Genomic DNA, 13,300 nt, shown 5'->3' with positions numbered 1-13,300 from the left:
CCTCGGGGGCACCCGGTCGCCTCCGGGCCGGCAATCCGCGTGGTAGTTAGTGGGTGCATGGACACTCACGCACACGCCCAGCCTCGGCTGCTGCGGACGGACGAGCTCATCCTCCAGCAAGTCAGCGCGATGGCCTCCAACAACTTTGAGATCACCGATTCCTCCGAGACCGTTGTGGGCACGGTGGTCACGGAAGGTTCGGCGCTGGGGCGCGCATTCCTCGGCGCGCGCGAGCTGACCATCTGCGATGACACCGGCGCCACGGTGGTCCACATCAGCGATACCCCCAACTTCCTGCACGACACCTATGAGCTAAGCGACGCCGCCGGCGCCCCCTTGGCACACCTCGATCGCCGGTACGCATTCTTTTCCGACGGTCTCAACGCCAGCCTCGCCGACGGCACCACCCTGACATTAAGCGGCAAGGTATTCAGCTTTGACTTCACCGTCACCCGTGGCGATGACACCCACCCGCCCATAGCCACCATCTCCCGGCAGTGGGCCGGGCTGGGCCGCGGCCTGCTGGGGCACTCGCGCTACGCGCTTTCCTTCGACCCGCACACCCTGGCGAAGCTGCGCGCCGCCGTGCTGGGCACGGTGGTGGCCCTTGACCTGTTGCGCGCGAAGAAGAACAACAACTCCTAGGCCCGGCGGGGCCCACAGAGAAAAGCGGCACCCCGGCCGCCGGGCCCCATCGTTTTTCGGGGGCGGCAGCCGGGGTGCGTGAACGCACGCAGCGTGAGTTACTTCTGGGCGGCGGCGTAGCGCTCGGCTACGTCCTCCCAGTTGAAGACGTTCCACACGGCCTTGACGTAGTCCGCCTTGACGTTCTTGTACTGGAGGTAGAAGGCGTGCTCCCACATGTCCAGCATGAGGATGGGCGTGAGGTTGATGGAGGTGTTGCCCTGCTGGTCGGTGAGCTGCTCGATGACCAGGCGCTGCGCGATGTGGTCATAGCCCAGGACGGCCCAGCCGGAGCCCTGCAGCGACAGGGCGGCGTTGGTGAAGTGGTCCTTGAACTTGTCAAAGGAGCCAAAGTCGCGGGCAATGGCCTCGGCGAGTTCGCCGGTGGGCTCGCCGCCGCCGTTGGGGGAGAGGTTCTTCCAGAAGATGGAGTGGTTGGTGTGGCCGCCGAGGTTGAAGGCGAGGTTCTTCGACAGGGCGCGAATGGTGTTCTGGTCGCAGCCTTCCTCGCGGGCCTTTTCCAGGGATTCCAGGGCCGCGTTGGCACCATCGACGTAGGTCTGGTGGTGCTTAGAGTGGTGAAGCTCCATGATCTCGGCCGAGATGTGCGGCTCGAGGGCGTCGTAGGCGTAATCGAGTTGGGGGAGTTCGTAAACAGCCATGGGTTTTCCTTCCGTGAGTACGTGTTGGTGTACTTCGACCCATGATAGGTAGTTTGCGCAAAGTTTCAAGGAAACTAAAAGAGTTCTAGAATACGAACTCTGGAGTTTTATAAAGCAAAATCCTGAGTGTGGAAAAGGCGAAATTGATTATCCCACATGCGGCGGATGGGAAAAGAACATTCCTCCAGGACATCGGAAATCAAGAGTAGCCTGGGGCCCCACGCGCACCCGGCGCCCCGCGCCGCGCGCCCGAAGCCTACAGCCCGAACCCCGTTGTCTACCCCACAGGTGGTGACCCCATGCCCTGGCTCTTCGACCGCCCAACCCCCGCCCTCGTCGCGGCTTCCGACGCCCTTCCCGGGCGCGCCGAGCCCATCCTCGCCGACCCGCCACCCCACGCCGTCCTGGGCACGCCCCTGACCGGCCCCTGGGCCCCTGGGCAGGCCACCATCCTGCTGGGCATGGGCTGCTTCTGGGGCGCGGAAAAGCTGCTGTGGAACCTGCCCGGCGTGCTGTCCACCTCCGTGGGCTACGCCGGCGGGATTACCCCCAACCCCACCTACCAGGAGGTATGCACCGGGTCCACCAACCATGCGGAGGTGGTCCGCGTGGTCTATGACCCCCAGCGCATCAGCCTGGAGGAGCTGGTGGCCACCGCCTGGGAGGCCCATGACCCCACCCAGGGGTTCCGCCAGGGGGCGGATGTGGGCACGCAATATCGTTCCGTCATCCTCACCGTCGGCCCCGACGCGCAGGAGGATGCCCGCCGCGCCCAGCAGGTGGTGGACGCCTACGCCGCCGCGCTGGCCCAGGCGGGATACCCGGCGGTGACCACCCGGGTGGGCCAGCTTGCGGATACCCCGGCCGGCGAGTTTTACCTGGCCGAGGAGGACCACCAGCAGTACCTGCACAAGGTGCCGCAGGGTTACTGCCCGGAGCACTCCACCGGGGTGGCCTGCCCCCGGCCTTAAGCCTGCGCGGGCGCGTCGGTGATGCGTGCCGCGCCGGGGCTGAATTGGAGCTGGTCCAGGCTGGTGATCGCCGGTTCGCCGTCCGGGACGGGCGCGTGCCCGCGCGTGACCAGTACCGCGGCTAGGCCCGCGGCGCGGGCGGCGGCGACGTCGTTGGCAAAATTGTCGCCGATCATCACCGCGGGTGTGGCCGCCTCCGGCTCCCCGGAAATCCCGAGCTCGGCAAGGCCGCGCTGGTAGGCGCGGGGGTCTGGCTTGGTCAGCCCCCACTCCACCGTGGGCAGGAGGGTGACGCCGGGCAGGTCGAGTCCGGTGGTGGCGAGCTTGGCTGCCTGCATCTCGCGCGCGCCGTTGGTGAGCACGCCGACGCTGTCGCCGGTGGCTAGGGCGCGGCGCAGGGCGTCGGCGGCGTCGGGGTAGGCCAGCCAGTTGTCGCGGTAGGTGGAGAGGTAGCCGTCGTAGTAGTGCAGGGCCTCGTCGGCGCTCAGGTCGGGGCGGTTCAGGAAGTCGCGGGTGCGGCCCACGCGTTGGCCTTGGTGGGTGGTCTCTGCGCGCTCGAAGCGCTCGAACCAGAGGTCTTCGAGTTCGCGCCACCAGCTTGCCAGGGTGCGCCCGGCGGGCGGGGCGGGCGCGTCCATGGCGGCGGCCCATGTGGTGATGGCTGCGGCGGCGGCGTGTTCGTGGTCGAGCAGGGTTCCGTCGAGGTCGAAGAGGATGGCCATGTCTGCCCAGCATAAGGGGGTCGGTGCGGGGCGTGCGGTGGGTGGGGGAGTCGGCGTCGAGAAGCGGGGGAGCGCTGCTGGATTGTGAGAACAATCACATAAGCCACGCTAACGGGCGTAATCAAACATAATCGGGCATAATGGGAGAGGAAAGCAGGAGCGGCCCCACACGTCCACACGGCTCGAAGGGGATCGTTCCGGTCGAGCTGGGGCCGCAGGGCCTCGACGAGGGAGAGGTAGAGATGAAGCACTCCGTAGGTAACAAGATTGTTCTCATCGGCGCCGGCGACGTGGGAGTCGCCTACGCATACGCGCTGGTCAACCAGGGTACCGTCGATCACCTGGCCATCATCGATATTGATGAAAAGAAGCTGGAAGGCAACGTCGCCGACCTCAACCACGGCGTCGTGTGGGCCAGCTCGCGCACCCGCGTGACCAAGGGCACCTACGCCGACTGTGCCGACGCCGCCATCGTCGTCCTGTGCGCCGGCGCCGCCCAGAAGCCCGGCGAGACCCGCCTGGAGCTGGTGGAAAAGAACCTCAAGATCACCAAGTCCATCGTCGATGAGGTCATGGCCAATGACTTCGACGGCATCTTCCTGGTCGCCTCCAACCCGGTGGACATCCTGACCTACGCCACCTGGAAGTACTCCGGCCTGCCCCACGAGCACGTCATCGGCTCCGGCACCATCGTCGACTCCGCCCGCTTCCGCTACATGCTCGGCGAGCTCTACGAGACCGCCCCCTCCTCCATCCACGCCTACATCATCGGCGAGCACGGCGACACCGAGCTGCCCGTGCTGTCCTCCGCCACCATCGCCGGCGTGTCCATGCGCCGCATGCTGCAGAAGGACCCGGATCTGGAGTACCGCCTGGAGGCGATCTTTGAAAAGACCCGCGACGCCGCCTACCACATCATCGACGCCAAGGGCTCCACGTCCTACGGCATCGGCATGGGCCTGGCGCGCATCTCCCGCGCGATCATCCGCAACCAGGACCTGGCGCTGCCGGTGTCTGCCTACCTGGACGGCCAGTACGGCCAGGAAGACATCTACATTGGCACCCCCGCCGTGGTTAACCGCAACGGCATCCGCCGCGTCGTCGAGCTCGAGCTCAACGCCCACGAGCAGGAGCGCCTGGCCCACTCCGTGTCCACCCTGCGCGAAGTGATGGAGCGCTTCTTCTAACCCGTAGCTTCGTACCCCCATCCCACCCCGCCACGCGCCGTCGTGCCGGGGTGGGGTGCTTATCGACGCCCCCGCGCCCCCGCCCGCAGGCACAGCCGCGCTCGTGTGCGCCCCGATTGACTCCCCGCCCGCGCGGCCGGGGACCTAAGGTAGGACCAGGACACGTTCCGCAGAGGTTGCCACAGAAAAGAAGGGGCTGGCCGTGACCGTGAAGATTGTTGCGCACCGGGGCTATTCCGGGCGCTACCCGGAAATGACCACCGCGGCGTTTGCGGCCGCACTCGAGCTGCCCATCCACGGGGTGGAGTGTGACATCCGCCTGTCGCGCGACGGGGAACTGGTGTGCATCCATGACCCGATCGTGGACCGCGTCAGCGACGGTTCCGGGCGGGTGTCCACCCACACCCTGCCGCAGCTCCAGGAGCTCAACTTCGGCGCGGAGCTGGACCCGCAGCAGGTGGTGCCGCTCAACGACCTGCTGGACATGATCGCCCAGGCGCCCGGGCAGCGCCACATCTACATAGAAACCAAACACCCGCTGCGCTACGGGCGCATCCTGGAAGAACAGCTGCTGCGCACCCTGATCTACCACGGCATGGTCGATGACCCGCGGGTGCACGTCATCAGCTTTTCCGGGGCGTCGCTCATGCGGATGTACCAGCTCGCCCCCCAGATTGACCGCGTTTACCTGCGGCGCACGTGGACCCGCTTCCTGCGCCCGCTCGACCCCAGCTTTGGCCACCCCACCGCCCTAGGGTTGTCGCTGCTGCGCGCCAAGATGCACCCCGACCTGGTGGGCAAGCGCGGCATGCCCACCTACGTGTTCACGGTGGATGACCCGGAGGATATGCAGTGGTGCCGCGACAACCGGGTCGAGCTGATGGCCACCAATGAGCCGGAACGCGCGCTTGACGTGCTGGGCGCCGCTGCGGCGACCCCCTAGGCCCCTGACGTATCTTGTAGGGCATGGCCAAGAAGAAAAAGCATGAGGACCTGCCCGAAGGAATGAGCCGCCGCCAGGCGAAGCTGGCCCGGCGCGCCGCGGAGCGCGCGGCGTTGGAGGGCGAGCCCCGCCCCTACGCCGGGCTTGCCGCGGAGGCGCAGCTGATCGCCCTCCAGGAGTTTGTGCCCTCGGCGACCGCCGAGGTCGCGCTGGCGCAGCCGGCAGCTGGTGGGCGCACCCTGCGGGTGGTCACCGTCCTTCCGGGGGCGGCGGCCGCGGTGGTGCGCGACAATGAGGCGCTGGTGGCGTTGCAGCTACCCACCCGTTCGTCCACCCCGGCCCGGGATCTGGCCGCCGCGGTGGCGTGGGCCCTGGAGGCCGAGGATGGGCAGACGCTGCCGGCGGCCCCGGCCGGTGAGGCCCCCGCGCTGACGGAGCTTATCGACGCCTCCGCCACCCCCACCGTGCACGAGCACCAAGACTTCACGTGGTGGCTGCCCTCCGGCGCCTCCGCCGCGGATCCCGCCACCGCGCGTGGCCTCCAGGCCGCCAACGATTCGGTGGTGCCCTCCTACCAGGTGCCCGCCGAGGTTCCGGGCGCGGTGTGGTGGGTCTACCCGGGCGGGGATAAGGCCCACATCCGGTGGGTGCTGCCCACCGAGGAGCCGGAGGACACCCTGCTCACGGCGCTGGCGCGGGTGGCCGCCCGCGGGGACCTTCACCTGGGCGAGGAAACCAAGTTTGCCGGGGTGTTTCGCACCCACGGCGTGGTGGTGCCGGTCTTTGACCTGGACCCGCAGCGCTCCCATGACAGCTACGGCCCGGCCCTGGAGGCCGTGGCCGAGGCGGTGGCCGGGGAGCTTGCGGCCGTGGCCGGCGGCGCCACGCTCAGTGCGCAGGAGCGCCGCCAGCTGCAAAACATCAAGTCCCGCGAGGTGACTATCCGCTAGCGCAGGGAGGCCCACAGGGCCTCGGCGGCCGCATCGTCCCACAGGGCCACGTTGCCCACGTCATAGTCGGCGAAGCCGCCAATGGGCACGGTCTGGGTTTCCACCCCGGAGCGCATGGCCAGCGCCACGCGCGCCAGGTGCCACACGTGGTCAGAGTTGCCCACGGTGAAGGAGGCGGCGGTGGTGCGCACCAGCTGGAACATGTGCCAGGGGTTGATCAGGGTGGACGGTGAGGTGATGGCGTCGAGAAGCGAGGCGAAGAACTCGCGCTGGCGCTCCACCCGGTCGAGGTCGCCCATCGCGGTGGCGCGGGTGCGCACGTAGCCCAGGGCGGTGGGCCCGTCGACCTTCTGGCACCCGGCGGTGATGTCCAGCTGCGCCAGGGGGTCGGCGATGTCCTCGGTGGGGCACACGCGCACGCCGCCGATGGCGTCGACGACCTTGGCCAGCCCGCCCATGCCGATCTCCGCGTAGTGGTCGATGTGCACCCCGGTGGCGCCCTCCACGGTGGAGGTCAACAAGGGGGCGCCGCCGTAGGTAAACGCCGCGTTGATCTTGTTCATGCCGTAGCCGGGGATCTCCACGTAGGAGTCGCGCGGCAAGGAGACGAGCGTGGCCTTGCCGGTGGTGGGGATGTGCAGCAGCATGATGGTGTCGGTGCGCCCGACGCCGATGTCGCCGCCGGTGCCCAGGCGCTGGACGTCCTTTTCGCTCAAGCCCTGCCGCGAGTCGGAGCCCACCAGCAGCCAGTTCGTTCCTGACGTCGCGTGAATCTGCTGGTCCGGCTTGGCGGTGGTGCGGGTCAGCGCGCTATCGGCCCACAGGGTGCCCACGATGGCCACCACCAGCAGGATGGCCAGCGGCCAGCCGAAACATCCCAGACAGCCGCGGCGGGGGCGTCGGCGTGACCCGGAGGCCCGCCGGGTGCGCGGGGCACGCGGGGGCTGGGCGGGCGGTGCGTCCTGCCACGGCTGGGCGGGCTGAGCCGATGGTGCCGCCTGCGGGCGGTACGGCTGCTGCGGCTGCTGTGGGGGTTGCGGGGGCGCGCCATAGCCGCCCGGCGGGTTCCCGGCCGCCGAGCGCGGGTCCAGGTAGGCGGTGTGCGCCGGCTGCGCGGAGGGCCGCGGGGGAATGTACTGCTGCGGGCCGCCGCGCTGCTGCCCGCCGGCGAAGTCCCGGTCGCCGTAGTCGCGGGGCTGGGGCGCGCGCGGGCGCTCGGCGCGCCGGGGCTGGCTGGCCGCGCTGGGGCGCGGGGGCGGGGTGCGTCGGCGCACGGGCCGGCCGTAGCGGTCAAGTAAGGGTTTGCCGTCGCGGCCGCGCAGGACATCCTCGCCGGGCCCGCCGGGGGTTGCCGGGCGCGGCGGGCTGGTGCGACGCTCGCGGCGTCGGGGATCCTCGTGGCCGGTGTGATTCATGGGATCAAGGGTAGCGGGTGGGGCGGGTGGTCACCCGGGCAGCCAGCTGGTGTGTCCAGCCAACAGGTGATAGCCCACGAAGGCGCAGGTATCCAGGAGGAAGTGTGCCCAGATCAGCGGGGCGACGCGTCCGGTGCGGCGATAGTAGGCGGCGCACAGCAGCCCCATGGCCGCGTTTCCCACCCCGGCAGAAAACCCTTGGTAGAGGTGGTAGCTGCCCCGCAGCAGGGCCGAGCAGACGATCACCGCCCACCCTGGGCAGCCCAGTTGGCCGAGCCGGGTGCTCAGCCAGGCCACCACCACCAGCTCCTCGGCGGCGGCGTTGGCCCCGGCCCACACCAGCAGCAGGGGGATGGCCCGCGCGCCGCTGTCTAGCCCGCTGGCCACCACCTCCCGGGACAGTCCCGCGTGCCAGGCGAGCAGGTAGAGCGCCAGCCCGGGCACGCCGATCACCGCGGCCAGCAGGGCGCCCACGCCCGCGTCGCGCCACCGCGGCCGGCGCAGGGCGATGCCGTCGATGGCCAGGAGGTAGACGGCCAGCCCGCCCCACGCGATGAGCACGCCGGCGCCCACCAGTTGCAGGCCGGCGTCGATCCAGGGGTTGGTTGCCTGCGTGGCGTTGAGGGTGACCTGCTGCTGGGCCAGCGGGGTGGGGGAGGCCACCGCGGCGATGAGCCGCAGCAGGCTGCGCAGCCCGGAGGCACCGAAGGTCAGCGCGAGGACCAGCGCAACCTCGCAGACGAGTCGGCGGCGGTGTGCGAGGGTGGCCATCAGCGCCACCTGGGGGCGGCGACGCAGCGCGCCAGGGTGAGCAGGGTGGCGTCGGCAAGCCCGCGGTGCAGCAGCCCGAGGTGAACCGAGACGGTGGCGTCGGCGCGCACTGGCACGCTCACCGCCGCGGTGCCCAGCAGGTTAAACAGGCTCGCCCACGGCGTCCAGCGGGTCTGCTCCCAGAAATCCTCCCGCGGGCGCAGCGCGGCGAAGTGGCCCACCGGCGGCGGGTCGAAGGCCAGCGTCGGGGTGAGCAGCACGTCCGCCCGCCAGGGGGAGGTGACCTGCGGGAAGGGGGGTGCGGGGCGCGCGCGGCCGCGGCGTCGCAACGCGGCAACCAGGGCGCTTTCCGACGCCCCCGGCGCCACCGTCCCCGCCCCGCCCAGCAGCACCCGACAAAAGTGGGCAAACAGCTCGTCTGCCTGCGGCGGGCGCGAAACCTCCACCACCTCATGGCCCGCCGCAGCCAGCCGCCGCACCGCCTCCCGCGCACCCCGCGCCCACCGCTGCGCGGCCGGCTCATCCACCCACAACCCGCGGGTAAGCAGCGCCACCCGCAGCCGCGGCACGGGACCCTCGGCCAACCCCAACGCCCACCCGGCGCGGGCCACCGAATCGGTGATGAAACCCTGCACCGCCAGGCCCGCACCCGGGCGCGCCGCCGGCTTGAACCCCACCACCCCGCAGGCGGCCGCCGGCACCCGCAGCGAACCACCCCCGTCGGACCCGTGGGCCACCGGCACCACCCCGGCACTCACCAGCGCCGCCGCACCCCCGGACGACCCGCCCGTCGTTCTTCCCGGGCGCAGCGGATTGACCGGGGCCCGGACCCCCACGGGCTCGCAGTAGCTGCTCAGCCCGGCCTCTCCGGTGGCGGACTTGCCCGGCACGATCGCCCCCTGGGCCAGCAGCGCGCGCACCCACGGATCCGTCGTGCCCGCCACCCGGGCGCGGGCGGTGTTGCCCGCGGTGGTGACAAAACCCGCGACGTCGTGAAGATCCTTGATCGGGATGACCTGCCCAAAAAGGCGGCCCCGGGCGCACGCCGGCAGGCGATCCAGCGCCTCCGCGCGCCGGCGCGCCCGCTCCAGGCGCAGATCCCACAAGCCCAGCGCAGCGGGGGTCAGGGTCCCCGATTCTTCGGGCGCGGCCGCCTGGAGGCGCGCCACCGCCGCGTCCACCCGCGCCGCAAAGGCCTCCACCGCCGCCGCAGCAGAAGGGGTGTCGGCCGGGTTGCCAGTCGGGGTGCCAGTCGGGGCATGTGCGGCGGCAGGACCCGGGCAGCACCCGGGGGAGGCAGTTGTGGCCCGCGCGGAAAACATGACGCCAGGATAGGCTGGAGCACCATGACTGTCAGCGTCGCCTATCTGGGCCCCCAGGGCACCTTCACCTACCAGGCGGCCACCGCCCTGGCCCGCGCCGGGGTATGGGGCCCGAACGTAGACTTTCACCCCGCGGACTCGCCCGCCGCCTGCGTGGCGCTCGTGCGCGCCGGGACGTGCGTGGGGGCCTGCCTGGCCGATGAAAGTTCCGTCGACGGCCCCGTGGCCCAAACGCTCGATGCGCTTGCCGGTGGCGGCGTGGAGATCGTCGCCGAGACCGACCTGCCCATCGCGTTTTCCATCCTCACCCGCCCCGGGGCAGACACCCCGCGCACGGTGGCCACCCACCCGGTCGCCCACCAACAGATCCGTGACTGGCTGCGCGAGCACCTGCCCGACGCCGAGTTCCTGCCCGCCTCCTCCAACGCGGCCGCCGCCCAGCTGGTGGCCGAAGGCGAGGCGGACGCCGCGGCCGCCCCGGCCGCCTGCGCCGAGCTGTTCGGCCTGACCACCCTGGCCAGCGGCGTGGCGGATGTTGCCGCCGCGCGCACCCGCTTCATCGCCGTGCGCGCCGCGGACCCCGCCACCCCCGACACCGCTGATGACACCCCCCGCCCCGGGGTGGACTACCGCACCGCCCTGCTCTTTGAGGTGCGCAATGAGCCCGGATCGCTGGCGCGCGCACTTGCCGAGTTCGCCGAGCGCGGCGTGGATCTCACCCGCATCGTCTCCCGGCCCACCCGCACGGGGATGGGAACCTACCGCTTCCACATCGACCTCGCCGGCCACCGATCGGATGCGGGTTTTGCTGCCGCGCTGGCCTCGTTGAGCGGGTACGCGCAGCGCGTCGCGGTGCTCGGATCCTGGCCCGTGGCCACGGGAGACCAGCGCTAATGGCCCGCCGCATCATCCTGCTGCGCCACGGGCGCACCTACAGCAACGTCATCCGCGCCCTGGACACCCGCCCGCCCGGCGCCGAGCTGACCGATGAGGGCCGCGAGCAGGCGCGCGCCGTGGGCCGCGAACTTGCCCAGCTGCCCGCCGTGGAGCTGGCCACGATCACCTGCTCGGTGGCCCTGCGCGCCCAACAGACCGCGATGCTGGCCGCCCAGACCTACCACCAGCAGCGCGGCTGGGCGCCGCGCGCCGTCCCGGTGACCGTCGCCCCAGGCCTCCACGAGGTCAACGTCGGCGACCTCGAGATGCGTACCGACGCCGCGGCCCACACCACCTACGAATCCCTCCTGCGCGAGCTCATCGCCGCCAACCCCGCCGCCGCCATGCCCGAGGGGGAGGATCTGGCCGCCGTGTCCCAGCGCGCCCGCACGGCCCTGGGGGCAGTCGCGGCGGGTACCTCCGGCGACGCCCTGGTGGTCAGCCACGGCGGGTTCATCCGCGTGGCGGCCGCCCTGGCCACCGGCTGCGACCCGGACTTTGCCTACAGCCACCCGCTGACCAACTGCCGCTTTATCATCCTCACCCCCGGCACGGCCGACTTTGGGCGCTGGGGGATTGAGCGCTGGGGAGACGACGGCGCCGCCGGCGCCTACCCCGCCGCGCCAGACTCACAGTAAACCCCAATGGGTCTGGCATGGCGTCGCGCGCCGGGTAGGCCTATGTTCGAAGCAGCGGTACTTTTCATCCCCCAACCGCCAAGACCGTGATAAGGAGTGACTCACCGTGGCACAGGATCCCCGCGAGGACCTCAAGAAGTACGCCCCCAACGCCGACCAGGCCGTTGTGGATAACCTTTACAACACCTACCGCCTGGTGCTCAGCAAGCCGGACGCCTCCCTGGTCTCCTTTACTGACCCTGAGGAGCTGGCGACGGTCCGGGAGAGCTTCTTAAAAAAGAAGCTGGGCCTTTCCCTGTCCGAGGCCGAGCTGGACGCCGGAATCGAGGCGGTGGGCAAGAAGCTGGCCGGAGAAAACCGCAAGAACCGTCTGACGGTCTACTACCTGCTTGCCGAGCACTTTAACAAGCTCTCCGTGTTCAAGTAGACCCCACGAAGAACCCTAAGAAACCAGCACACAGCGCACAGCCTGCCACGCGGGCGCGCTGTGTGCTGTCTGCTGTCCTGCTGTGGCTAGCCCCAGCCGAGCTCGTGGAGCTGGTGTTCGCTCATCCCAAAATAGTGGCCCACCTCATGCATGACGGTGGCGTGCACCTCGCGGGCCAGCTCCTCTTCGGAGGAGCAGTAGTTTTCCAGGGCGCGCTTGAAAATGAAGATGGTGTCCGGCAGGAAGCCGCCGGTGTTGAACTGGCGGTCGGTTAAGGAAATCCCCTGGTAGAGCCCAAGGGTATGGGGCTCTTCCTCCCAGTAGTCGCGCACCAGGATGGCCACGTTGCGCATGTGGCGGGCGAACTCCTCGGGGATGGTGTCCAAGGCGTCGTTGACCATCTCTTCGAAGCGTTCCACGCTGACTTCGTACATGCTGCCTTTCCGACGTCGGCCGTGCGACAGTTAGTGCTTGGGTGCCGGATCCGGGTGCTCAGGCTCGGGAGGGTGGCCGTCGATAAGCAAATCCCCCGTGGCGGGCCCGACGAGCTGCGCGAAGCCCTTGCCCTCATGGTTGGGTTTGATCAGCGAGCAGTTGACGGAGTGGCTGCCGCCCTCCCACGACTCGGTGCTGATGGTAGACCAATAGGGAATCAGGCTGGTCTTGGACAGGCTTTCCTCGGAACCCACATAGTCCGTGGCCACCTTGGTGCACTCGTCCTTGAGGTGCTTGTCCTGGTCCTCCACGCTCGGCGGGCCGTCGGGGAAGGTGGCGGCCAGGTCCACGATGGAGGTCGTCTCCAGCTGGTGGGGCTGGGTGCAGTCCACCACGGTCAGGGACTTGGAGGGATCCACCGCCAGGCATTGGCCGGGCTGGTGGACGCGCGCCTGGTCCTGGCTGGCCACGGTGCCGTGGGTCAGCTGGAGTGCGCCGCTGGCGTCGGTGGATTGCAGGCCGCACAGCATGGTGCGGTCGCCGTTAGCCCACGCATCCGCCGGCGGCAGGATCGGGGCGATGGAGAACCTTCCCAGGGGGTCGAAGCGCCCGCCGAGGTAGCGCAGCGTGGGGGCGTGGCAGAGCTCCTCACGCAGCTGGGCCTGGCGGGTCACATCCGGGCGGGCGGCGTTGTCGCCGAACTCGGAGGTGGGGTAGGTGGCAAGGTTCTCCCGGGCGGAGACCTCGAAGCGGTGTTCGCCGTCGCAGGAGGTTTGCTCGAAGTTGCTCACCGCACCCTTCGGCCCCTCTTCCCAGGTCAGGCAGGCACCGACGTCGGCGGTGGTGAAGGGCGCGGCCTTGGTGGCCGGCTTGTGCGGCTTGTCCGGCGTGACGGCGGAGGTCGCGGTGGCCACCCCGGAGGCGCCGCCCGGATCCGTGCTCGCGGAAGTTCCGCCGGAGTCCTGGGCGACGTAGCTAAACACGCCGATGAAGGCCGTGGCCGTCAGCGCGGCAACGAGCCCGGTGCGAACAGCGGTGGCGGATCGCAAAGCGTGTGAAATGTTCATAGCGTCTTCCAGTGTGCCATTGCCGTCCCCTTTGTGGTACCTCCGCGCCGTTTTTCCGGCTGCCGCCACGGTGTGGTGGGCTTCTGGGAGACCCGGAATGTGCGTTGTGTTCCGAATATTCCGAATATTCCGCCAGTTCCGTTTGTTCCGAGGGTTCCGGGAAGGCTCCT

The 13,300-nt window shown here is 69.8% G+C and carries 15 protein-coding genes; 8 read left to right on the top strand and 7 right to left on the bottom strand.

Annotated elements, in window-relative coordinates:
• Positions 1 to 57: 57 nt before the first annotated feature.
• Entirely contained in the window at positions 58 to 645 is a 588-nt protein-coding gene (locus tag LH390_RS11025) for an LURP-one-related/scramblase family protein (RefSeq protein WP_227281278.1), read from the top strand.
• 98 nt (positions 646 to 743) lie between these two features.
• Here LH390_RS11025 and LH390_RS11020 read toward each other — a convergent pair whose 3' ends face one another.
• The gene (locus tag LH390_RS11020) at positions 744 to 1,346 is read right to left on the bottom strand and encodes a superoxide dismutase (protein ID WP_227281279.1); all 603 of its coding nucleotides are present in this window, start codon (positions 1,344 to 1,346) and stop codon (positions 744 to 746) included.
• 299 nt (positions 1,347 to 1,645) lie between these two features.
• Between LH390_RS11020 and msrA the strand changes: the two genes are divergently transcribed.
• Positions 1,646 to 2,317: a peptide-methionine (S)-S-oxide reductase MsrA gene (gene msrA, locus LH390_RS11015; protein ID WP_227281280.1), complete on the top strand. Its 672-nt coding sequence runs from the start codon at positions 1,646 to 1,648 to the stop codon at positions 2,315 to 2,317.
• On the opposite strand, the gene LH390_RS11010 is transcribed toward msrA, so the two are convergent.
• Positions 2,314 to 3,039, bottom strand: coding sequence for an HAD family hydrolase (locus LH390_RS11010; protein WP_227281281.1), 726 nt, complete (start codon positions 3,037 to 3,039; stop codon positions 2,314 to 2,316). The two genes, msrA and LH390_RS11010, sit on opposite strands and share 4 nt — an antisense overlap.
• A 242-nt stretch (positions 3,040 to 3,281) precedes the next feature.
• Here LH390_RS11010 and LH390_RS11005 point away from each other — a divergent pair, with 242 nt between their 5' ends.
• The 3 genes from LH390_RS11005 to LH390_RS10995 all read left to right on the top strand — a co-directional run bounded on the left by LH390_RS11005 (position 3,282) and on the right by LH390_RS10995 (position 6,119).
• Positions 3,282 to 4,226, top strand: a complete 945-nt coding sequence (locus LH390_RS11005; RefSeq protein WP_227281282.1) for an L-lactate dehydrogenase — start codon at positions 3,282 to 3,284, stop codon at positions 4,224 to 4,226.
• A gap of 202 nt (positions 4,227 to 4,428) precedes the next feature.
• Positions 4,429 to 5,169, top strand: a complete 741-nt coding sequence (locus tag LH390_RS11000; RefSeq protein ID WP_311516940.1) for a glycerophosphodiester phosphodiesterase family protein — start codon at positions 4,429 to 4,431, stop codon at positions 5,167 to 5,169.
• A 23-nt stretch (positions 5,170 to 5,192) separates the two neighbouring features.
• Entirely contained in the window at positions 5,193 to 6,119 is a 927-nt protein-coding gene (locus LH390_RS10995; protein ID WP_227281283.1) for a DUF5926 family protein, read from the top strand.
• Here the strand turns inward: LH390_RS10995 and LH390_RS10990 are convergent.
• The 3 genes from LH390_RS10990 to LH390_RS11600 are packed head-to-tail and all read right to left on the bottom strand — an operon-like array spanning position 6,116 to position 9,627.
• A complete protein-coding gene (locus tag LH390_RS10990) occupies positions 6,116 to 7,534 on the bottom strand; it encodes an LCP family protein (protein WP_399524867.1) in 1,419 nt (472 codons plus the stop codon). The two genes, LH390_RS10995 and LH390_RS10990, sit on opposite strands and share 4 nt — an antisense overlap.
• 30 nt (positions 7,535 to 7,564) lie before the next feature.
• Positions 7,565 to 8,305, bottom strand: coding sequence for a CPBP family intramembrane glutamic endopeptidase (locus LH390_RS10985; protein WP_227281284.1), 741 nt, complete (start codon positions 8,303 to 8,305; stop codon positions 7,565 to 7,567).
• Positions 8,305 to 9,627 carry an amidase family protein gene (locus LH390_RS11600; RefSeq protein ID WP_283095032.1) on the bottom strand — a complete coding sequence of 441 codons (1,323 nt, stop codon included), beginning with the start codon at positions 9,625 to 9,627 and terminating at the stop codon, positions 8,305 to 8,307. Before LH390_RS11600 ends, LH390_RS10985 begins: the two co-directional genes overlap by 1 nt.
• Before the next feature lie 24 nt (positions 9,628 to 9,651).
• Between LH390_RS11600 and pheA the strand changes: the two genes are divergently transcribed.
• The 3 genes from pheA (at position 9,652) to LH390_RS10965 (ending at position 11,628) form a co-directional block, all read left to right on the top strand.
• Positions 9,652 to 10,521, top strand: coding sequence for a prephenate dehydratase (gene pheA / locus LH390_RS10975; protein ID WP_227281285.1), 870 nt, complete (start codon positions 9,652 to 9,654; stop codon positions 10,519 to 10,521).
• A complete protein-coding gene (locus LH390_RS10970; protein ID WP_227281286.1) occupies positions 10,521 to 11,201 on the top strand; it encodes a histidine phosphatase family protein in 681 nt (226 codons plus the stop codon). The genes pheA and LH390_RS10970 overlap by 1 nt, the downstream gene beginning before the upstream one ends.
• Before the next feature lie 106 nt (positions 11,202 to 11,307).
• Positions 11,308 to 11,628 carry a DUF2853 family protein gene (locus tag LH390_RS10965; RefSeq protein ID WP_227281287.1) on the top strand — a complete coding sequence of 107 codons (321 nt, stop codon included), beginning with the start codon at positions 11,308 to 11,310 and terminating at the stop codon, positions 11,626 to 11,628.
• A gap of 86 nt (positions 11,629 to 11,714) precedes the next feature.
• Here LH390_RS10965 and LH390_RS10960 read toward each other — a convergent pair whose 3' ends face one another.
• A complete protein-coding gene (locus LH390_RS10960) occupies positions 11,715 to 12,062 on the bottom strand; it encodes a metallopeptidase family protein (RefSeq protein ID WP_227281288.1) in 348 nt (115 codons plus the stop codon).
• Between the two features lie 30 nt (positions 12,063 to 12,092).
• Positions 12,093 to 13,130, bottom strand: a complete 1,038-nt coding sequence (locus tag LH390_RS10955; protein ID WP_227281289.1) for a septum formation family protein — start codon at positions 13,128 to 13,130, stop codon at positions 12,093 to 12,095.
• Between the last annotated feature and the right edge of the window lie 170 nt (positions 13,131 to 13,300).

It is taken from the genome of Corynebacterium uberis, assembly GCF_020616335.1.
In the GTDB taxonomy this organism is placed as follows: Bacteria; Actinomycetota; Actinomycetes; order Mycobacteriales; family Mycobacteriaceae; genus Corynebacterium; species Corynebacterium uberis.
The sequence above is the reverse complement of the archived record's forward strand: the minus strand, read 5'-3'. Positions and strand labels throughout refer to the sequence as shown.

Excerpts from the sequence above, each read along its gene's own strand:
- LH390_RS10985 (WP_227281284.1), bottom strand. The coding sequence starts at position 8,305 with ATGGCCACCCTCGCACACCGCCGCCGACTCGTCTGCGAGGTTGCGCTG.
- pheA (WP_227281285.1), top strand. The coding sequence starts at position 9,652 with ATGACTGTCAGCGTCGCCTATCTGGGCCCCCAGGGCACCTTCACCTAC.
- LH390_RS10970 (WP_227281286.1), top strand. The coding sequence starts at position 10,521 with ATGGCCCGCCGCATCATCCTGCTGCGCCACGGGCGCACCTACAGCAAC.
- LH390_RS11010 (WP_227281281.1), bottom strand. The coding sequence starts at position 3,039 with ATGGCCATCCTCTTCGACCTCGACGGAACCCTGCTCGACCACGAACAC.
- LH390_RS11020 (WP_227281279.1), bottom strand. The coding sequence starts at position 1,346 with ATGGCTGTTTACGAACTCCCCCAACTCGATTACGCCTACGACGCCCTC.
- LH390_RS10960 (WP_227281288.1), bottom strand. The coding sequence starts at position 12,062 with ATGTACGAAGTCAGCGTGGAACGCTTCGAAGAGATGGTCAACGACGCC.
- LH390_RS10995 (WP_227281283.1), top strand. The coding sequence starts at position 5,193 with ATGGCCAAGAAGAAAAAGCATGAGGACCTGCCCGAAGGAATGAGCCGC.
- LH390_RS11600 (WP_283095032.1), bottom strand. The coding sequence starts at position 9,627 with ATGTTTTCCGCGCGGGCCACAACTGCCTCCCCCGGGTGCTGCCCGGGT.
- LH390_RS11025 (WP_227281278.1), top strand. The coding sequence starts at position 58 with ATGGACACTCACGCACACGCCCAGCCTCGGCTGCTGCGGACGGACGAG.
- msrA (WP_227281280.1), top strand. The coding sequence starts at position 1,646 with ATGCCCTGGCTCTTCGACCGCCCAACCCCCGCCCTCGTCGCGGCTTCC.
- LH390_RS10990 (WP_399524867.1), bottom strand. The coding sequence starts at position 7,534 with ATGAATCACACCGGCCACGAGGATCCCCGACGCCGCGAGCGTCGCACC.
- LH390_RS11005 (WP_227281282.1), top strand. The coding sequence starts at position 3,282 with ATGAAGCACTCCGTAGGTAACAAGATTGTTCTCATCGGCGCCGGCGAC.
- LH390_RS10955 (WP_227281289.1), bottom strand. The coding sequence starts at position 13,130 with ATGAACATTTCACACGCTTTGCGATCCGCCACCGCTGTTCGCACCGGG.